At 48.4% G+C, this 19,465-nt stretch carries 17 protein-coding genes and 3 pseudogenes; 5 read left to right on the plus strand and 15 right to left on the minus strand.

All coding sequences use genetic code 11. From position 1 onward, the window contains the following. Nucleotides 1-37: 37 nt before the first annotated feature. The 7 genes and pseudogenes from SBI19_RS18920 to SBI19_RS29520 all read right to left on the minus strand — a co-directional run. The gene (locus tag SBI19_RS18920) at nt 38-1,108 is read right to left on the minus strand and encodes a polysaccharide pyruvyl transferase family protein (protein ID WP_317971024.1); all 1,071 of its coding nucleotides are present in this window, start codon (nt 1,106-1,108) and stop codon (nt 38-40) included. A 23-nt stretch (nt 1,109-1,131) separates the two neighbouring features. Further along, nucleotides 1,132-2,271, minus strand: a complete 1,140-nt coding sequence (locus tag SBI19_RS18925) for a glycosyltransferase (protein WP_317971026.1) — start codon at nt 2,269-2,271, stop codon at nt 1,132-1,134. After that, complete coding sequence (locus tag SBI19_RS18930) at nt 2,255-2,983, minus strand: glycosyltransferase family 2 protein (protein ID WP_317971028.1); 729 nt, start codon at nt 2,981-2,983, stop codon at nt 2,255-2,257. Before SBI19_RS18930 ends, SBI19_RS18925 begins: the two co-directional genes overlap by 17 nt. A 30-nt stretch (nt 2,984-3,013) precedes the next feature. Further along, nucleotides 3,014-3,205 carry a hypothetical protein gene (locus tag SBI19_RS18935; protein ID WP_317971030.1) on the minus strand — a complete coding sequence of 64 codons (192 nt, stop codon included), beginning with the start codon at nt 3,203-3,205 and terminating at the stop codon, nt 3,014-3,016. Continuing rightward, nucleotides 3,202-3,600, minus strand: a complete 399-nt coding sequence (locus tag SBI19_RS18940; RefSeq protein ID WP_317971032.1) for a hypothetical protein — start codon at nt 3,598-3,600, stop codon at nt 3,202-3,204. Before SBI19_RS18940 ends, SBI19_RS18935 begins: the two co-directional genes overlap by 4 nt. 194 nt (nt 3,601-3,794) lie before the next feature. Continuing rightward, nucleotides 3,795-4,031 (minus strand): hypothetical protein, encoded by a 237-nt coding sequence (locus tag SBI19_RS18945; RefSeq protein ID WP_317971034.1) that lies wholly within the window; start codon nt 4,029-4,031, stop codon nt 3,795-3,797. A 147-nt stretch (nt 4,032-4,178) separates the two neighbouring features. Beyond that, nucleotides 4,179-4,383: pseudogene (locus SBI19_RS29520) on the minus strand (alcohol dehydrogenase); the annotation flags it as partial. A gap of 33 nt (nt 4,384-4,416) precedes the next feature. On the opposite strand from SBI19_RS29520, the pseudogene SBI19_RS18955 reads away from it, so the two are divergent. Then, nucleotides 4,417-4,635, plus strand: a pseudogene (locus SBI19_RS18955) (TetR-like C-terminal domain-containing protein); the annotation flags it as partial. 84 nt (nt 4,636-4,719) lie between these two features. On the opposite strand, the gene splB reads toward SBI19_RS18955, so the two are convergent. Further along, nucleotides 4,720-5,787, minus strand: a complete 1,068-nt coding sequence (gene splB, locus SBI19_RS18960; RefSeq protein ID WP_317971036.1) for a spore photoproduct lyase — start codon at nt 5,785-5,787, stop codon at nt 4,720-4,722. 235 nt (nt 5,788-6,022) lie between these two features. On the opposite strand from splB, the gene SBI19_RS18965 reads away from it, so the two are divergent. After that, nucleotides 6,023-6,865: a hypothetical protein gene (locus tag SBI19_RS18965; protein ID WP_317971038.1), complete on the plus strand. Its 843-nt coding sequence runs from the start codon at nt 6,023-6,025 to the stop codon at nt 6,863-6,865. Between the two features lie 73 nt (nt 6,866-6,938). On the opposite strand, the gene SBI19_RS18970 is transcribed toward SBI19_RS18965, so the two are convergent. Beyond that, nucleotides 6,939-9,014 (minus strand): pectate lyase family protein, encoded by a 2,076-nt coding sequence (locus SBI19_RS18970; RefSeq protein ID WP_317971040.1) that lies wholly within the window; start codon nt 9,012-9,014, stop codon nt 6,939-6,941. A gap of 630 nt (nt 9,015-9,644) precedes the next feature. Between SBI19_RS18970 and SBI19_RS18975 the strand changes: the two genes are divergently transcribed. Then, on the plus strand, nt 9,645-9,908 hold the full coding sequence (locus SBI19_RS18975; protein WP_317971042.1) for a hypothetical protein: 264 nt from the start codon (nt 9,645-9,647) through the stop codon (nt 9,906-9,908). Between the two features lie 118 nt (nt 9,909-10,026). On the opposite strand, the gene SBI19_RS18980 is transcribed toward SBI19_RS18975, so the two are convergent. The 5 genes from SBI19_RS18980 to SBI19_RS19000 form a co-directional block, all read right to left on the minus strand. Continuing rightward, the gene (locus SBI19_RS18980; protein ID WP_317971044.1) at nt 10,027-11,799 is read right to left on the minus strand and encodes an ABC transporter ATP-binding protein; all 1,773 of its coding nucleotides are present in this window, start codon (nt 11,797-11,799) and stop codon (nt 10,027-10,029) included. A 170-nt stretch (nt 11,800-11,969) separates the two neighbouring features. After that, complete coding sequence (gene coaA / locus SBI19_RS18985) at nt 11,970-12,893, minus strand: type I pantothenate kinase (protein WP_317971046.1); 924 nt, start codon at nt 12,891-12,893, stop codon at nt 11,970-11,972. Nucleotides 12,894-12,951: 58 nt separating this feature from the next. Continuing rightward, nucleotides 12,952-13,794 (minus strand): DegV family protein, encoded by an 843-nt coding sequence (locus SBI19_RS18990; RefSeq protein ID WP_317971048.1) that lies wholly within the window; start codon nt 13,792-13,794, stop codon nt 12,952-12,954. 319 nt (nt 13,795-14,113) lie between these two features. Beyond that, entirely contained in the window at nt 14,114-14,416 is a 303-nt protein-coding gene (locus SBI19_RS18995) for a WGxxGxxG family protein (RefSeq protein WP_317971050.1), read from the minus strand. Between the two features lie 882 nt (nt 14,417-15,298). Next, nucleotides 15,299-15,589, minus strand: a complete 291-nt coding sequence (locus tag SBI19_RS19000; RefSeq protein WP_317971052.1) for a DUF3888 domain-containing protein — start codon at nt 15,587-15,589, stop codon at nt 15,299-15,301. Nucleotides 15,590-15,724: 135 nt separating this feature from the next. Between SBI19_RS19000 and SBI19_RS19005 the strand changes: the two are divergent. Then, a pseudogene (locus tag SBI19_RS19005) lies at nt 15,725-15,852 on the plus strand (YnfA family protein); the annotation flags it as partial. A 62-nt stretch (nt 15,853-15,914) separates the two neighbouring features. On the opposite strand, the gene SBI19_RS19010 reads toward SBI19_RS19005, so the two are convergent. Beyond that, nucleotides 15,915-18,314, minus strand: coding sequence for a glycosyl hydrolase family 95 catalytic domain-containing protein (locus tag SBI19_RS19010; protein ID WP_317971054.1), 2,400 nt, complete (start codon nt 18,312-18,314; stop codon nt 15,915-15,917). A 151-nt stretch (nt 18,315-18,465) separates the two neighbouring features. Between SBI19_RS19010 and SBI19_RS19015 the strand changes: the two genes are divergently transcribed. Then, on the plus strand, nt 18,466-19,371 hold the full coding sequence (locus tag SBI19_RS19015) for a helix-turn-helix domain-containing protein (RefSeq protein WP_317971056.1): 906 nt from the start codon (nt 18,466-18,468) through the stop codon (nt 19,369-19,371). Nucleotides 19,372-19,465 lie beyond the last annotated feature (94 nt).

The raw sequence follows: 19,465 nt of genomic DNA on the forward strand, positions 1-19,465 counted from the left end.
GATTGCCCCGCACAGGGCAATCTCTTCTTCTGTGGCATTAGAACAGTCGTTCGCGAAATGGCGTGACGAGCGATTGATAAGCAGTTTCACGTCCTTGCTCCAGCTTGCTGATATAACTTTCCCGACAAGTCGCTGCAGCTTGGACTTTCTCCAATAGCTTATTGGCCGATTGAGGATCATCGGAGCTGATAATCCAATCGGACAAATCTAGTCCATGCATGAGATCGAAGCTCTTGAATCGATAACCGATACAGACGAATGGCACGTTCGCCGCAGCTGATAACAAGCTGGCGTGCAGCTTTAAGTTAATCGTCGCTTCGAAGCCAGACAGCATCTGGACATATTCCGCTGCTGCATATACCTTAGGGTCGAACGTCACATTCTCATTGAGGCCGAGCTTATGGTACAGCCTTGTCAGAGCCTCCTTGTCTGGCCCCCAGACCGAATATAGGTGCAGCTTGTACCCGAGCTTAAGCAAGGAGCGGCCCGTCTCTGCCAGCGCATCCTCCACTTGTTCTTCGTTGCCGCCATAAATTCGATTGTAAGAAGTGCCCCAATTGATGCCGATTGTCCGTTGCTGATCTTGGATAGCTTCAACCTGCTGCGCGGGTATCGGATTCAACGCATTCATCAGCATTGCAGAATCGCCGCTGATCGTCAGATGCTGCGGCAAGGCGCCTAGCGATTCGACATAAGCTCTCGTCCACGGCCCACGTACACCGCAATAGGCGCTGTTGTCCATCACAGCTTTCAATTTCATGCGATAATCCGCGCTTTCATTAGCTGGCTCGGGCATCAGCTGCCCGTCTGGTGAAGGTGCCCATTGATGCAGTCGGTCATGGCCGCTGCCCCAGACGATGATGGTCCTCCTAAGCTCCAACGCTTCATAAACCAGGTCGACATAACCCGGGATGATGAGCGATCCCCCGCCTAATACGATCGTATCGTATTGGCTAACGTTCTTCCATTCCACATGTGGCAGTGAAGGGATGACTTGATGTTCATCGTCCTTCAGATGAGCTTCCGACAGGGCCTTGAACATCTGCCACATCCACTCGTCTCCGAGATTGTTGAACCCTATCCACCCCAAATATAAAACCTTTCGCATTCTTTACGATCACTCCATTCCTATCAAGTCCTCTGCAGCAAGGATTCGTACAGTTGCTTCATCTGAACCGCTTTGTCACGAATATGAAAATTACCCTTCGCCCATGCCTGCCCCCGCCGTCCAAGCTCCACCAGACTTTCATTGGATGAGAGCAACTGGCTGATCGTGTCGCAGATTAGCTGCTCAGAGGGACGATCCTTCGAGTCGTGATCGCCAAAATAGTAACGCCAAGCCTCTTCATAAACAGGCTGGTCAACGAGACCAAAGTATCCGTGATTGCCAATGGCTAGCACAGGCTTGCCGCACGCCATTGCTTCCAGCGCCACTCGGCCGGTTCCGACGACTAGATCGCCTAGGTTGTAATAATCGCGCATTTGCATTTGGCTGCCGACCATATGGATGAATGGTGTGTTGGATTCTTGGTTCACAGACTCCGTCAGCTCAGCAATCGCAGCTGCCTGGTTGCCCGAGCCCACGATAATGACATGGATGGGAAGCGTTTCGGAGAAACGGATCATGCGTGCCGCTCGTATGAGCATCGCGCATACGGCAGCCTTGTCCCAAGCGAGGCGGGACGCATACACGATCACCTTCTCACCGTCCGAAATGCGAAGATTCGTTCGTAATTCATCGGATGATTTTGCAGAGCGATATTGTTCAAAATCAATGCCGTTGGCGATTAAGTGCGACGGAATGCTTTGTCGATCCAGATAGGCTTGTACGGGAGGACTAACGGATACGAAGACACATCCAGCCTCCTTCAACTGTTGCAGCTGCTCCGTCGCATAATAAGCGCCGTGTACAGTGAATACAACGGGAATCCCCAGCTTCCTCGCAGCCTCTGCCGCATACATGCCTGATGGCGTCTGGTGAATATGCACCAGATCGATCTTCCTGCTTCGCATGATTTGCGTAAGCGTACGCTCCGCATGCTCCTGATTCGCAGGATCCATCAGCTTCTCCGCTGTGAGATCGACGCGAAGAATCGGACAGCCTGCTCGAACAAACGATTCGTACATAACCCCGGTTCCTCCTGCATAGATAGGCATAACGCCGAGGGATGGGAAAGCCTTCACAAGGCTAAGCACATAGGTTTCTGTTCCGCCTAGAGACAAGCTGTCCATCACCATTAGGAGTCGAATCCGCTTAGGCATTATTGTCATGACCTTTCTGTGTTTTGCCAAAATAGCTGCGCGAACGCTGCTTCATATGCTTGCGGTAGTAATACAGCACCTCCCGCAAATTGTCTACGTTCCTGGCGCCAGGCTTAATCACCTTCGCTATGAACTCATAATCCTCTGCGCCTTCGATACGTCTTGTATGTCCGCCGATTCGATCGAATACGGTCCCGCGGAACATCGCCGTTCCATGGCAAATGCAGTGTCCCCCTCGGGCATAGATCGTACCGATCTGATCGCCATATTTGAGCCAATGCACTGGCGTCTTACGTTCCGGATGTCCGTCTTCGAACACCTCGTAATTCGTGCCAAGCAGATCGATATGCGGATGGTGGTTCAAGTATTGAACTTGCTTCGTAAGTCGATCCGGATGGGACAGATCATCGGCATCCTGGATGGCGATAAACTCACCTTTGGCTAGATACATGCCAGTCGTTATAGCACCAGCGTAGCCGGTATTTCTCGGAAGCTGCAGCGCATGGATGCTTGTCCCTTCCCGCAACAACGGCTCGTTCTCGTTAATCCAATTCTGCACATATTCATAAGACCCGTCTGTGGATGTGTCATCAATTATTATGAGCTCCCAGCTCGTATAGGTCTGATTGAGCAAGCTTGTCAAGCAATCCTCAAGATAAGGAAGCTTGTTGTAGACCGTGGTGATCATGCTGACCAGCCCCGGTACACGTTGAAACGACACCTGCCTCTCCTCCTTTAATGTCCGTAATGTTTAAAGCAGCCGAATATAAGAAATATAGCGGAGTTGAATAATCGCATAACTGCCACTCTCATAGCCGAAAATCTCCGATGTACGAATCGTTACCGCAGCACCTTCCACCGACACGAGCGTTCCGCAGATTGTTTCTAGCAGGCTCGCGACCTGAACCTCCCGATTCACGAGCGATTGCAATTCTTCTATCATCGTTCGACCTGCTTTCCTGTTAGTTGAAAGGCGACCAGCTGTTCAAGCGGCACCACAACCTTCGTTCCCCCATGCTCGCGCATGACCAAATAATCGCTGCCTACCTTCATGATGGTTCCTTCGACTGTACCCGCTGGGGTTGATAGCTCGGCTTGCTTCCCTGTATACGGTTCAACAACTTGCTTGAGCTTGATCAGGGTATTGGAATTGATATCTCTGTCCGCCTCATGGCCAGACGAAGACAATTCTTCTCGAATCGTCTGACGCAGTTCTGCTATAAGGGTTGATCCGTTCAACGGTTCCGTTGACGGATCCTGTGAAGTGTTCGGCTTTAGGAGACGGGCTAACCCGTCAAAGTATTCTTTGAGCTCTCTCTCGTTTACGATAATCTTCATCGTTCTCCATCCTCCTATTCTCTATGAAAACTTTTTCTCTATCTTTACTAGCGTATACAGTTGGGATGAAAACGATTGAGTCATATCACTAGGAATCTATGAAAATGTTTGCTTGCCAATGCAAGACAAAAAGGACACCATCCCAAATGGAAGGTGTCGATATAAGTGATCGTTACATCATCTAACGTTTTTTATTATGAACGACTTGCTATTTTCTTCAGTTCTGTCTGTAGCCATGTAATATCCTGCTGGCATTTGCTCAGGTTATCCAGGTGATAGGATTTATACTCTTCTCTAGTGTCGCTCTCAGGTAACTGATCAATTAACTCAAGCATCCTCTTCTCAAAATCCTGCTGCTGCAGCCGCCGTTCAAGTCGATTTTCCCAAATGATTTGGTTAGTTGTCTTTAGCCTCATTGATTTCGGCTTCATGGCACTCACCTCTTGACTTATCTTATGCTGCGGTTAGAGAAGGAACACCGTCGTGGGTTAAGTTCCGGTCATACAGCCGAAACAACAATAACGGCAGCCTTTATCCGGCTGCCGCAACCAATCTATCCTAAGGTAAGTAACAAGCTGTTAAAGCTCCAACGTACTGATGTCGATTACGAACCGATAACGGACATCTGAAGCTAATACGCGCTCCCAAGCCTCATCGATCTGATTAGCGGAAATGACCTCGATCTCAGGCACAATGTTGTGTTCGGCACAGAAGTCCAGCATCTCCTGCGTTTCGCGGATGCCGCCGATCGTAGATCCTGCAAACGAACGCCTGAAGGATCAGTGGAAATGCGTTAATGGACATTGGCTCCGCTGTTCCTTCAGCAAGCGGCTTCTTGCTTCTTTCATGGAAGGATTCAAGGGTGAAATTGACCGAGAAAGCGGCAGAAATACGGATCTGGTAGAAGAGGTGATGCTGCAATATGCGGGGACTGCTTATGTAGGCGTCATTGAATGGTGGATCAAGAATGGAATGCCTTATCCGCCTCGCGTAATCGCGAAACAAGTGGGAGCCTTGTTGGGCAGAACCCTATAGCCCCTCTTCCTATTCACGTAGTCGACATTGATAGGAAGAAGGCTGCCGACATCGGCAGCCTTCATTACTTTCTTCCGATTCCACTCATGTAAAATACTCAATCTTTGCTTCCGGAAAATGATCATGGATCTGAGAGTAAATGAAATGTTTAAGTGCATTGGCCTGATCATCCGGATAGACGTATTTCCCTTGGCCCCAACGTCCCCATTTATACTTGCGTTTCTCTTCGTCCATCTCCAGCTTAGACTTCGGATAACGTTGTTCGATAATGGTTTTGGCTGTCTTCGTGAAACGGTGTTGAATGAGCTCGAACGTTAGATCCGAGCATGCTTCAGGTGGAAGTGCCTGCTTGATTCGACTCAGAAGATCGGCATAACCTTCCTCCCAGCCTTCATGCCAGATGATCGGGGCAATGATAAACCCAAGCGGATATCCTGCATGCGCGACTTTGCCGGCTGCGGTAATTCGTTCGTAGAAGTTCGACGTCCCCGGCTCGAAGTTCTTGATTACATAGTCCGCGTTGACGCTGAAACGAAATCGCGTGTGCTTGTTATGTTTGGCATCCAGCAGCGGCTCAACGTGATGGTATTTGGTCACAAAACGAAGCCGTCCCAGCGGTTGCTGCCCCATAAACTCGATATATTCCTTGAGCGAGCCTGATATATGCTCAAGACCTACCGGATCCGAGGTGCAGGCTGCCTCGAAGCGGGTAATCTCCGGCGCACGTTCCTCGATATATTTTCTCGCCTGGTCTAGAATATCTCCTGTGTTTACGTAAACTCGGATATAGGGCTTAGCGCCGAGTGTGGTCTGAAGATAACAATAATGGCAGTGTCCCATACAACCAGTGGCAATCGGTATGGCATATTCGGCCGAAGGCTTGGACTGGTCGAATTTTAACGTCTTACGAAGGCCTACGACCAACGTGCGCTTGGCGATTCGGTATTTCTCAAGATCACTCTCCCCCGGCAGATTGGTTATTCGGTTATGAGAGCTGGTTATGCGAATGGGAAGTCCTTGCTTCGTGGCCCAATCATGGATCCGCTCTCCTTTCGGATAGTTCAGTGCATCTGGTTCAAAATAGACGAGCTCCGGCACGAACACCTTCGTATCGCGTGCTGGCGGTGTTAACAATCCAGATGAATTGGACAAAAGCGATTCCCCTCCTTAGGCAGTTCGCATTTGTCTTTATGGTAAGCGAATTCGGTTTTTTCATACCGCCTTAACGATGATGATCATTTTCCATACAGAACTCAGAAGATAATTTACAGAACAGTCGATATCATAAGGTTTCATTGGGCATCATAAGGGAAACCAAATCCATCCAAGCGTTCTCATCAAAACACATTCATGTTGTTGATAAACGCTATACGGGGAGGGAGTTTCGATGCCTAGCAGCGCCTATTGGTATTTGGGACTGAGTCTGATCAGCCTTCTGTTGTTAACGTTCACGATGGTTCGTGCGAAGAACATCCGCGTCGTTTTCTTGTTTCTGATGATGACCGAAGCGGCCTATTTGATTGAAACCGTCATCTATATTTGGGGCAGCAGCTATATGTACCATCCGGGCATACTCAAGAATAGCGCTTTTTACGACAGCAATATGGGTGCATTAACTTCGAATTTGCTCGTCATCCCTACTGCGGCAGTTATGATTGCAGTGTTTCAATGGGGGTGGAAGCGAATTGCGGCCTTGATTATCGTGATCGGCTGCATAGAATGGTTGTTCGTGAAGCTTGAGATATACACGTTGTTCTGGTGGAGAATCGAGTATACCGTAGTTGGCTTGATGTTCTATCTTCCATTAGCTCCGCTGTTATACGCTCGTCTTCGCCGTCCGGTTACTGGGAAGCTCCATGCGCTGTTTCTATTTCTTTGCGCCGGACCCGTACTCGGTACGCTCCACATCCTGCCAATCATGCTGTTCATGAATCGGAGTTATGACCTGGACTGGTTTCGCGATTCTTCGCAAAGTACAACCGCCTTCTCCTCCGTGTACTATTTGGTCATGGCCTGCATCATTGTCGTGATGATGAAACTTCAGATTTGGCGCGTATGGATGAAGTGTCTCGTTATCAGTGTATTCATTTTCGTTCTAACGAAGGGATTAATCGCAGTTGGCGTGCTGCATGTACATGTATGGTGGGATCCCTGGTATTATAGTTTGTTTCCGCCTGCTGTCTTTCTGCTGTTCATACCCATTAGCAATCGTATGGCACGGAGTATGTAAGGATCGAAAAAAGGATCAGGTTCCTGTCATTAAGATTGACAAGAACTTGATCCAACATGTAATTATGAATTGACTATTCCAGCTTCATGTAATAGAGGTTGGTCGTATCCGTCTTCGTAATCGAATGAGTGCCGGACGCAAGAGATACGGTTACGATGCCGTTGGTCATGGCATAATCGGTTCCATCGATTTTGATTTTGGTACCATTAGCTGAGTTGAACACCAAGGTTAACGTTTTCGCGGCAGTCGTCGTGAATCCGATGCTGGTTGAACTCTCGATCTTCAAACATTGGGTAAGGGTCAATCCGCTATAGACAACCGTGCCTTTCGTTGTGGAGAGGTTGCCTTGAATATGAAAGAAGCTGCTGGTCGTTCCGCTCGTTGTAAAATTGTGAACCACGGAAGTAGGCGTTGGGTCTGTCGGTGTAGTTGGATCTGTAGGATCCGTTGGTGCGGTAGGCGTTGATGAGTTTCCGCCTACCGAAACAAGACTTGTCGCGTAGCTCGTTATTTTGGACATGAGCGCCGTATTGATCGTATCGGATGCGTCGTCGACGGAATCGTTGAATTCCCAAGTGAAGTCGCCTTTATTAAGGCGGCCCGCTGCGGCACTGACCACTTGCTCGACATTGCTCACCGCATCGATGTTCGCAGCATTGACACCTGTATTCTTCAACGTATCAAAGTTGTTGTAAGCCGTTCCGCCCGCCAATGCGTGAGTAGAACTAGGAACGGATTGCGTTCTTGATGAAGCTAAGTAAGCATCGAACGAGGTTGCATTGGCTGCGGTTGTGCCTGCACTGGAGTTGGCATAAATCACGCTCTCCGCATTCACGATCAAGTTATTGTACGCTTTGATCATGCCGCCATTCTCTCCCGAGAAGGTACCTTCCCCTAATGCGTCCGTTCCCTGTAAGGAGCTCAACATAGGATATTTGACATGGCGGAAGTAATTGGATTCTACAAAGGCGGAACTTCCGGTTGTTGCGCCCACGCCGTATTTGGCGTTGCCGTCGAAGAAGTTGTTGTAAATATGAACGGATCCCGTACGAATACGCGGATGACGAGAGTCCGAGTGGTCGAACCAGTTGTGATGGAACGTGACGAAGAAGTCCGCTGTCTCACTCAGACCAACAAGCGATGCTTTGCCCGAATCCCAATAGTGGTTGTAGGAGATCGTGATGAAGGTCGAGCCTTTCTTCAAATCCGTCGATCCATCCCCTTTGACCTGATCAGCATCGCTGCCTGCGGATCCATAGAAGAGATCATTATTGTGCAGCCACACATTGGCATTGCCCGTATCCAGTGAAATCCCGTCGTCCGGGAACAGTGCGATACCCAAGTTTCTTACTTCTACATTCCCCACATACCGAAGCAGGATTCCCCAACCATACGCATAGGCGTCATTGCCGATACCCTCTAATGTCATATTCATTGGTGCATAATCGGATTTGCCCTTCACTTGAAGAAAACCGCCGCTGTTCAGTTGTCCACTCATGTTAGCTGCGGTCACTTTGCCGATAAAGCGGATCGCGAGTGGTGTTGTATCGTACCCCTTCTGTCTCAGTGTCAGTATTTCGCCGATTCCAACAGCTGTTTGCTTACCGCCGGTGCTGCTGATTTTCACGTCAAGCGTTACGGTTTGTGCAGTCTGGGGGGTTACGTAGATGACTTGAGCACCCGACTTTAAGGTTCCGTTATCATTATAAGCGCCCGAGCCTGTCCCGAATGTAGAGTTGGATGCGAAAGCGAATCCAGAACGGTCATGTGCCTTTACGGTTAACGCATTAGTGACCGCACTTTCCTTTGTGCCATTCGACTGGATTGCTTCCACTTTCAATACATAACTGCCAGCTGCGAGCCCTACTGCATCCGCTCTCCAATAGGACGCATATTTGCGAATCAATTGCGTATCGATTTGTTGGTATTGCGAATCGGATGCGCTGGCAGCTTTCACATACACATTGTATCCTTGCGCATTACTGACCGGCGACCATTCTACATAGGCCGTCTCGTTCCAGCCCCCGCTATTAGTAATCGTTGGTGCGGCAGCATGGGCCGTCTTACTCCCCCAGCCACTAGTGATTAACGATAATGCTAGAGCAACAAATACGACGTAACTCGCTAATTTGGTAACACGCTTGTTCAATTAAATCCCTCCGTTATAAAATAGTTGCGACGACTTTGGAATCGCTTTCAAAATAACCGTTCGTTTATGCCTCCTTTCTACGGATCGTTCGATTCTAAGCTTGCTGTATGCTTCGAACACCATCAGCGTAGCAGTTGTGCTAGAAGTTCCGAAACAATCATTTACTCATGCATCCGCTATGGGCATCGTTTCTGAGCTAATGATTATTCGATGGGTGCAAGATGATAATAAACAGCGTTAAACTTCATCTCCACCCTAGCGAATGGCATGAATATAGAAACAGCGGCTATCTTAGACGGAGCAATAAAGTCCAAGGTGACCGTTGTTTTATTTAATAGTCGAATCAGTCACTTCTTTAAGCTTAAGCGAAGAGGAATATGGCAAGGTCATACATAATGTTTAAGTTGAGATATATACTTATCTCGGTGTTGATGTATCGGTGCACGGCCAGTTGATTGAGGGGTTGTATAGAAGCTGCTATTTACATCAGCTAACACAAACGGATTGGAAGCGAGGGTAAGTAATGACGAGCACTTATGACGATCAGTCGGGACAGATAAGGCGGTCATACACGCTGCCCAGGTATTCCCCCGAGGAATATGCAAGAAGTATACAGGCTTTGCTGTCAATATGAAGACAGACGTAGATACAACCATTAAAGTCGAACTAGGTGAGCCAAGCAGCTGCGTGATCGATGTGAAATTAAAGGCCGGCGAGTTGAAAAGAGTCTGTCTGCTGTCCCAATGTACGACCAGTCATAATGTATTCTTCTGCCCAACTGAAGGGGCCGGAGCGGAGCTGTTGGTCAGCAGATTCTGTTCGGTGAATACGGATAACGAGCAAATTTTATTGAAGCTGCTTAACGGATACTTTAGCGATGAGGCTGCGAAGTAAATCGAAAACCCTGATTCCTGTGAGGAATCAGGGCTTCTTGATATTTAATATGCTGCGGATTTAGATCCTTATGCTCTTCGGTTACACGGAGCGATGAAAGGTTGACATTCTGAAGTTCCTAAGCGATGGTTTCAAATTCGGTAATTTGCTGTTTACGCCAGTAATCCATAAATCGTCCGCCGCTGCGAATCAGATCTCCCGGGCTTCCCGCTTCCACTACTTGTCCTTTCTCCAGGAAGACGACTACATCAACGTTGCGGATCGTCGACAGTCGATGAGCAATGATGATTTTCGTGCTGTCGCCCGACCAATCCGCGAGATGCTGTTGGAACAGCGATTCGGTCTCTACATCCAACGCGGAGGTCGGTTCGTCAAGGATAAGGATTGAGGCATTGCGCAGGATGGCGCGAGCAATACCGATCCGCTGCTTCTGGCCTTGGGACAGCTTGATCCCCCGCTCCCCTACTCGGGTATGGAATCGATCAGGCAATTGATCAATGAATTCAATGGACTGCGATAACTCCGCCGCCACTCGTATGTCCTGTTCGTCCGCTTCCTGGTGACCCACTGCAATATTGTCCCGTATCGTGCCATCGAACAAATAGATATCCTGTGTCACAGCGGCTAGACAACCACGAAGTGATTCGAGTGAATAGTCTTCGATTGGAATACCATTAATTCGAATCGTTCCTCCTTGCGGCGAATACACACGGTATAGCAGTTTAATGATCGTACTCTTGCCCCCGCCGCTTGGACCGACCAATGCCATTGATTGCCCCGCTGCAATGCGGAAGCTGAGATCGTTCAGAACCGGCTGCCCTTCTGCATAGGCGAACGACACTTTGTCGAATTCGATCGTTGGCGGGGTCGTTTGAATCGTATTGTTCCCTCCCTTGTCCTCCGTGTTCATCTCCATCGTATCCAGCAGGCTTTCCGCTCCGGCCGACACTCTTTGCAAAGAGTTGATGATCCACGTCATATCATTGAAGGGCTGGCTTACCCGATCAAGCAGCGTAATAAACGCGACAAGCGCGCCTGGTCCGATCTGTCCATTCACCATGAGAATGGCACCGATCCCGATGCCTAGCAAATAACTAAGTCTTTCCGGAATGACTCGCACAAGATCGCGAACCGCTTCCATTTTCTCAATGTCCACCCAAAGCTTGATTCCTCGAACGCACACATCGCGAAAACGATCGATAACGGTATTCTCCAATTGATTCATCTTAATTTCGCGCATACCAGCGAGCGTCTCGCCCAGATGGAAGAACACTTCTTCCCCGTTCTTCTGCTGTTTGGCTACTAGACTCTTGTAAGATTTCTTAACGACCAGATTGCTAAGGAGCTGCATCGGACCAACGAGTATCGCGATCACGCCGAGAAGCGGGTGAACGTTCAGCAGATACAAACCGACTGCAGCGAAAGAGATGGGCAGTGCGATTAATTTGAGGATATCGAAAACGATAAAATGTTTGAAAACTTCAAGCTCGTTAAACAGCAGGTTTTGCGATCGTGAGCTATGACGCGACTCATGCTCGCTTAATGACAAATCGATCAGCTTAGATAGAACGATCTGACGCATCGTGAACACGACATTCGTGTTGATAATCTGATTGCAAATACGAGCAAGCGTCGTACAAATTAGCCCGATCGCGACAAACCCGATAATCGCTGCGATAATCGAATACAAATCCTGTCGAGACAAGGTCTGTCCGCCGTCGAATAGACGTCTGCTCGACTCCGCAAGCATTAATGAAGCTCCAGTAGCGGCTATTTGCAACAAGATAACAGCTATGTACCAATACTTATACTTAAGACATAAGGCTAGAAAGTCCCGAAAACCTCTTCTTTTAACGAGTGCGGTTACGCTTTGTTTGTTTTCAGTAAGCAATACGCCAACTCCTCAAGTATCATCATACTCCTGTATGCTTTATTTTGATTTGTAACAATATGGTATATTCTTGTGGTCCCTTGCATTTCCTGCCTGAGATATCGATTATTTAGCAAAAAAGAAAGAAGCCGCAAGTTGTTCGAGGCTTCTTCTTCCATGTATCAATTCACTTAAAACTTCTTATACAGAACCTTCTCGATGCGGTGAGTTTCACCTTTCTTGAGAATGATATTCGCACGCCGCCTTGTAGGAAGAATGTTCTCCTTTAAGTTGACAGCATTAATCGTATCCCAAATCTCAGAAGCCTTCTGTATCGCTTCTTCTTGTGATAACGTGATGTAACGATGAAAGTAAGATAAGGGATTCTGAAATGCTGTACGTTGAAGCAATAAGAATCGCTCAATATACCAGTGTTTCAAATCCTGCTCCTCCGCATCGAGGAAGATGGAGAAGTCGAAGAAATCACTGACAAATACGTGGCGGGATTTATCGACTTGAAGTACGTTAATGCCCTCGACGATTACAATATCCGGCTGTGAAATAACATCGACTTGATCGGGAATGATGTCATATGTAATATGCGAGTAGATCGGCGCCTCCACGCTGCTCACGCCAGCTTTAACCTGGCGCATGAAGTCGATAAGCTTCCTGGAATCATAGCTTTCAGGAAATCCCTTCCTGTTCATTAATTGACGCTGTTCCAACGTTTTCTTGTCGAACAAGAAGCCATCCGTCGTAACAACCTCCACCTTCGGATGACCTTCTCCACGCGATAACAGCGTTTGAAGGACTCTGGCCGTCGTGCTCTTCCCCGCAGCGACACTTCCCGCAAGTCCGATAATGAAAGGTTTCTTATCGGATTGATAATCGAGGAAGGCATCGGTTGCTCCCTGCAACTGCGCAGAGGCCTGTACTCTCATCTTAATAAGACGAATCAAAGGCAAATAAATGCGCTCGACTTCCTCGAGTGACAGTTTATCATTTAATCCTTTGATCGTTTCGAGTTCCTCTTCTAGCAGCAATAGAGGGGTTTTATTGCGCAGTGCCGCCCATTGCTCTCGATTAAAAGTCAAGTAGTTCGAATAAGGAGTCATTGCTTATACCCTCGTCTCAAGTTCGCTTATAGTCCCTGGACAATAGTATAATCGCTGATCACTCACAATAATACATAAATCCAATCGCTCCAACTCCGGTATGGGTGCTGATGATCGGCGTCGTGTCTTCGATCTTGATTCGATCAAATCCAGTCAGTTCAGCAATGGCTTCCTTCAGTTTCGCAGCAAGTTCATCGCCTTCGGCGTGGACAAGACCTACTGAACGGATCGCTTTGCCCTTCACGTCCTCCGCGAATTGCTTCGCCAAGTGAGATACGATTTGGGCGCGGCTTCTCACTTTCGCGACGGGATTATATACGCCTCCTTCCAACGAGGCGATGATTTTGATCTTAAGCAATGAGCCGATCCAAGCGGCTCCTTTGCCAATACGCCCGCCTTTGACCAAGTTATCAAGCGTATCTACAACTACGAACAGCCGAGTATGCTCGCGGATGACATCTAGTCTCGCCATAATCTCCTCGACCGACTTGCCTTCCTGCGCCATCTTCGCGGCTTCGATAACTTGGAACGCGAGCGCTTTCGTAATGTATCTTGAATCAATGACTGTGACCTTCGTTTCCGTCATCTCTGCCGCCATTGCAGCGGAGCCAACCGTACCGCTCATCCCGCCAGTCATATGAATGGAGAGGACTTCACTACCGTCTGCTCCAAGACGATCATACATCTCCAGGAACGAGCCTACCGATGGCTGAGATGTCTTCGGCAGCGTGGTTGATGCTTTCATCCTCGCAATGAATTCCGTTGGCGTAATATCTACCCGATCCAAATAATGTTCATCGCCGATGGTGATGGATAAGGGAACGACTTCAATCCCGTATTCTTGCAGTTCTGCTTCTGATAGATCCACTGTTGAGTCCGTGACGATTCTGATGCTGCCCATAATAATTTCCTGCTTTCAATTGGATTGGATGTGATTTTATACATGGTGTGCGTACGATTCGGGTATAACAATGTCAAATAGTAAATGTGTATAATAGCTATTCCACTTGCAATACGAATTACCTGTTGTTTAGTCTCATGATTTTGCAATTTTCGTTGTATAACACTGAAATATTGGTAATAAATTACTATTAATTCATAGTCATTTCACAGTGCTAGTAATCAATTCAACAAAATAAAAACCAGCCGCCGATCGTAATCGGAGACTGGTTTGCGCTGTAAGTCAGCTTAATTGTATACCTAAAAATAATTCAACGCGATTAAGTACGCTCGCGATCGCGGCTTCTTAGGCCAAACAGACCCGCTAAACCAAGCAGACCTAACCAGCCCCAATCAAAATCATTGTCGTCCGCAGCATTCGCACGATAGTTGTTCGCGTTCAGGCCGTTATTCGTACCGTATCCGGTGACGGAATTCCCATAGTTGTTGCCGTAGCCTGTGTTGTTCGTGCCATAGGTGTTCATGTTGCCTGTAGCCGTCGTTGCCGCAACCTCAATGTCGTTACTTTCAGCAAATGTAGGGACTGCAGCTGCGCTCATCATAAGCATTGTTGCCAAAAACATTGAATAAGCAATCTTTTTCAATGTCGTTCAACTCCTTTGTAGTTGTTCTGGAACGATGTTTAACTTCCCCGTTCGTTCGAACAACTATTCAGACGCACGCAAAAAGGCTGTTGATCACCAATTGATCAACAGCCCTTATAAGGAATTAGCGGTAGGAACGCTGGCCTCCTGTGTATCTTAAGATGGAGATCGCACAGAGGATGATGAGGAACGAAGCGATAAAAGTAATCCCGATGTTGACCCCAAGGTTTTCTGAAAAGAAATAATAATTCCTTGGGAAGTATTGTATGATGCCGGACATTCCATTCGCTTCCATATCTAACGTTACATTTCTGGTTTGATTATCGTTGTACAAAAGTTCAAAGAGGATCATACACATTGTAGGCAGCAACGAAAACAATAACGAACGATATACAATTGTTTTGATAACTGTCTCCCCCCTTCAGCTGTAAATTAATCTAATGATGTCGCATAGCGGGATTTCAAAAACCGTACGATATCCATTAGACGATTGTCAGGTTGAGAAAGTTTCAACAATTGCATGATTCCGTTAATTACCTGCTGCTGGTGTGTCCCCATTGCGAATTTAGTTCAGAAGAGATTCCAGAAGCGAATTTCGGCGAGCTCCAGAACTACCAACACGGCAAGAAACAATGCGACTGCGACAATTGCCCGCCATTCGGTTTTCTCAATAATTCCTTGAGCAATTAGCTCGACAATGGAGATCATAATAACGGTAGTTGCAACATTCAATTGAGCAATTGATTAACGACCGGACAGGCGCAGCAGTGCGATTCCCATTAGTACAAGAAACGCACATTTCCAGATTAAGTGCCAAGAAAGATCCATACTCTGTCCGCCTCCTGATGGAATATCATGGACCTATCTTCCCCTGATTCTAAGTAATTCATGTCTATAGTGGAAAAGCCGTACACCTTCAGGCGAGATTTGATAAGTGAATTGATCTTCTCCCACAGAAATATGAGGACCGACAGTTGGGTGGACTCGTAGTGTTATCCAGAGCGTAAAGCCACGAAATCCATTGGCTCTCTTCTTCTCGATCACATCGACGAAATAAGGATACACATCAGGTGAGCCTAGAATTGATAGCACCTTTGAATACTCTTCTGTAAGTTTGAGTTCCATATAGGGCAGCAACTGCAAGACGTGCATATCCTGCAGCTGTAATCGTGCGGATCATGTTCGGGCTTAGTAGAGCAGCTGACTCTTTTATTCTACATCCTCTTCCTTCAGACGTCATAGTGCGAACATTGGATAGATCGTTAGGAGGAGCATCGTTGGTTGTGCGTGTTTATCATATTGTCGGTGTTATGGGGTTGGCTCGTAGATAAGATAGCTCCTGACTGTACGACTGGGTAGGAGCTGCAATCTGTTTGGTTGGCGTCTCCATCATGCTGCGGGCTCCGAGAGGATGACGATTATAATGTGTCGTTAGAGAGGCAGTCGGTCGTAACGATCGACTGCCTCCTCTATATACTTACCTCGCAATAATCAACTTCCCGTTCTTCTTCATCACAATATCGTAACAGCCCTCTCCGAGCGGTGATGGCGTATAGGTTACATTTTGACCCGATAAAATGTAATGCTCGAATGCCGTTGGCAGCTTCAACGTTATTGTCGTATCTCGTTCCGCGACAAGCACGGCTTGGAAGGTCTCTTCCGCAGTGTTCCATGCGAATGACAGCTTACCGGTGCAGAATCGTAAGTCCGTTACGCTTCCCCTCTTCCATCTGTCCGGCAGCGCTGGCAGGAGCTTGACCATCGTCGGCGACACATAGAGAAGCATCTCCTGCACCGCATTGACCCAGCCCATATTGGCATCCAGTTGAATCGGCGCCTCCTCCATGTTCAGACAGACGCCCATGTCCCGCCAATCGTTGTGCAGCGTAAGGAAATTGTTCAATAAACAGGATCGGGACAAAATATCGAGCTGCTCCAACGCCTTATTCCCATCGCCTAACCGCGCATAGATAGCGGCCATATGACCGAGCGACCAGCCAGTCTGAGCGCCGATGAGCCGCTTATTGACGGCCGTCTCGAAAGCTTCGAACCGTTCCGGATGCTCTTCCCTAGTGAATTCCTGCCCTGGGAAGATCGGATAAATATGAGACAAGTGGCGGTGATTGTACCGATCATCGAATCGTACATCCATCCACTCGCGGATTGCACCGTCCGAATTGACCCGGTAATCAGGAATGCGCGTCAACATCTCTGCCCATCTATCCACGTCCTCGCCGTATACGCCAGCCTCTCGGCTGCCTTCGATTAGATGCGTAAGCAGCTCCTTCAGCAGGGCGCAATCCATTGTTGCGTTAATCGTCGTTGGCATCGGATGCGCGAGCGGTTTGCCGTCCGTCGGCATGAAGTTCTCTGGTGTGTTCTCCGGCGATACAGAGGGATAAAACTTGATCTGTCCATCATCATTCATCACGATGAAATCCTCGTAGAATAAGACAGCTTCTCGCATGAACGGCAGCACCTTGTCCACCAGCAGCGCTTGATCGCCGGTGTACAGATAGTATTCATAATAGTGACGTGCCAACCATGCCGCCGCACCTGTCCAGTTCATAATGACCGGCACAACCTGATTCGGCACGCCGATTCCAGGCGTCGAGCCGGCAGGAATGTAGATTCCTCTGCAGCCATACAACTTCCTTGCATTTTCGCGAAAATCATCCATCATGCTGTCGTAGTAACGGATGAGCGCTGTCATCAGTTCGATGAGTCCGCCTGCCGGAGCGTGCCAATACATCATTTGCACGTTCTCATTGGCCATGTTATGGCACCAAGTGAGCTGATAATCGCCGCCCCACAGGCCATACAGTGCGAATGGTTGGCCTTCTGCATGCGTACCGGAGATGAATAGATAGCGGCCGTACGCCCACATTTTGCCAATCAACTCGGTCGGGGCTTCCCCGTCATAGGCGTTCAGCAGCAGCTCCTCATTCGTTCTGGTTTCAACGTTTTCCCCGAGATCTAGGCTTGCACTGCGGAACATAGCCCCATGAATGGCTGCATGCGACGATAAGAGTTGATGGTAGTCTGCTGGAAGGGCAGACAAATCATCCTTCAGGCGCTCCCATGCGGATTCATGCTCACCCTTCACGAACAGCTTGACGATGGCGAGCACGCGCGAAGCGCCGCGGAACCCGATCGCTCCTATCTGGTCCGAATCCACTACACCTGCGTTCGTTACGACACGCAGGACCGCGCCGAAGTCCGTACCGTCGTCATTACGCGCTGCGTAGTAACAAAAGCTTCCCTCGACTTTCGTTCGAACCGTTGCTTCCATCTGCTTGCATGCTTCTTCTAAGCGGGGGTCGTTGGTCGGATGGAACGCAAGGCGCAGTGCTCCGTTGAATGGTTGTCCATCGGCATTGATTTCATAGACGATTGCATCGTCTGCCCGGGAAACAAACAATTTCCGCTCGTATTGCTTCTCGCCATCCCGCCACGTTACTGCAACTTCACCTGTCTCCATGTCGAGACTTCTCCGGTACTGCTTGAACGCATGCTCGCACGACATCGTCAGCTTGAGATCAGCTAACGGGAATCGGGAAGCAAGCTCCGTATCGTAGCCTCTGTCTTCCAATGCATTCGTCAAATGCCAACTCGCCTCGAGGTATTTCTCTTCGTCCATGAGTTTGCGGGTTTCCGACAGCGTATGGCTGACATCGGGAAGCTCCGCCTTGCGTCCCCAATGCCAGAGATCCTCATGAGTGAGCAAGACGGTCTCTTCCTTAACCGCACCGTAGACCAATGCGCCGATTCTTCCGTTGCCGGACGGCAGTCCTTCTCTCCACTTGTTGTTCCACCACGAAGTTGGATACTTGAGAATCAGTTTGTTTCTGCTAGTGTTAGTTGTCGTTTTGTCCATTATGCTCAGCTCCGATCCATTCTGCTGTTCACTTTATAACAACAGTATAGGTGCGGCGGATCTGCGTGTCTTTGGTCAAAATGATATTGATTTGTCCTTTATTCCAATATAATAGGTTGTATGATAAGGTTCGTTGACGGAGGCGAGCAGTGTGAGAATCCCAGTTTATAGCTTTCGAGTCGATTATGTTACGCGCTATTCGGCTTTTAACCCTTTGCTTCTTTTTGCACAAAAGTATGTGTTCGCCCCTAATGAGCAATGCTCTGTACGCAAATGTTATGCCAGTGCCATTATTCTCATTGAATCTGGCAAAGGGCTGCTTGAACTTAACGGGACGAGCTTCGAGCTGCAGCCTGGTTCCCTCGTCTATATTGCCGCAAGCTCGGTGCATCGATGGATGGCGGACGCACAGGAGCCGATGGTTCAACGATGCGTTTATTTCGATTGGCAGCATGTAGACCGACCGGCTTTTCAATATCAACGGGACTATTTCTGCTCGATTGAAGCCTGTCGCGAGGAACTCATCTCCCCTCATCCGACGATTGAGCTGAACGAAGTGATTCACAGCCCTAACATTCAACTCTGGATGTCGTACTTCAACGCGCTGACGCCGCCGCCGGAGATTCTCAGTTACCGGAATCCGTGGGACAGGCTTCAGTATAATGGTGCCTTCCAGACGTTCCTCCATCAATATGTGGCGGCGGCTCTGAAGGATGGCGCCCGCGATCCGCGAATTTCTCGCATTCTGGATCGAATCGAACAGGAAACGTACGAATCGTGCGAGCGGAATTTGTACGATTGGGCTAGCGAACAGGGATTAAAGAAAAGCCGGTTTCACGTCCTGTTCAAGGCGAACACGGGATGCTCGCCTAATGAATATGTGAAGCGGCTGCAGTTTCACCGGATTGCGGAACAGCTGGTGTGCACGAACCTGTCGATTACCGATATGGCGTCTAAGCACGGCTTCTCGTCCATTCACTATTTCTCGAAGGCGTTCCGCCTCGCAACAGGTATGTCTCCAACCGAATATCGGAACAAATACGGTGCTGCATATTAAGAAATGCAATAAAGCCAAAGCCGCAAGTATGCGGCTTTATTTAAGTTTGAATTGGAAGCCTGTTCAATAGGACGATCAGTAATATTAGGCTTGT

It is taken from the genome of Paenibacillus sp. CCS19 (genome assembly GCF_033239625.1).
Classification (GTDB): Bacteria; Bacillota; Bacilli; order Paenibacillales; family Paenibacillaceae; genus Paenibacillus_T.

Excerpts from the sequence above, each read along its gene's own strand:
- SBI19_RS18920 (WP_317971024.1), bottom strand. The coding sequence starts at position 1,108 with ATGCGAAAGGTTTTATATTTGGGGTGGATAGGGTTCAACAATCTCGGA.
- SBI19_RS18925 (WP_317971026.1), bottom strand. The coding sequence starts at position 2,271 with ATGACAATAATGCCTAAGCGGATTCGACTCCTAATGGTGATGGACAGC.
- SBI19_RS18935 (WP_317971030.1), bottom strand. The coding sequence starts at position 3,205 with ATGATAGAAGAATTGCAATCGCTCGTGAATCGGGAGGTTCAGGTCGCG.
- SBI19_RS18940 (WP_317971032.1), bottom strand. The coding sequence starts at position 3,600 with ATGAAGATTATCGTAAACGAGAGAGAGCTCAAAGAATACTTTGACGGG.
- SBI19_RS18945 (WP_317971034.1), bottom strand. The coding sequence starts at position 4,031 with ATGAAGCCGAAATCAATGAGGCTAAAGACAACTAACCAAATCATTTGG.
- SBI19_RS18965 (WP_317971038.1), top strand. The coding sequence starts at position 6,023 with ATGCCTAGCAGCGCCTATTGGTATTTGGGACTGAGTCTGATCAGCCTT.
- SBI19_RS18975 (WP_317971042.1), top strand. The coding sequence starts at position 9,645 with ATGAAGACAGACGTAGATACAACCATTAAAGTCGAACTAGGTGAGCCA.
- coaA (WP_317971046.1), bottom strand. The coding sequence starts at position 12,893 with ATGACTCCTTATTCGAACTACTTGACTTTTAATCGAGAGCAATGGGCG.
- SBI19_RS18990 (WP_317971048.1), bottom strand. The coding sequence starts at position 13,794 with ATGGGCAGCATCAGAATCGTCACGGACTCAACAGTGGATCTATCAGAA.
- SBI19_RS18995 (WP_317971050.1), bottom strand. The coding sequence starts at position 14,416 with ATGTTTTTGGCAACAATGCTTATGATGAGCGCAGCTGCAGTCCCTACA.
- SBI19_RS19000 (WP_317971052.1), bottom strand. The coding sequence starts at position 15,589 with ATGCACGTCTTGCAGTTGCTGCCCTATATGGAACTCAAACTTACAGAA.
- SBI19_RS19010 (WP_317971054.1), bottom strand. The coding sequence starts at position 18,314 with ATGGACAAAACGACAACTAACACTAGCAGAAACAAACTGATTCTCAAG.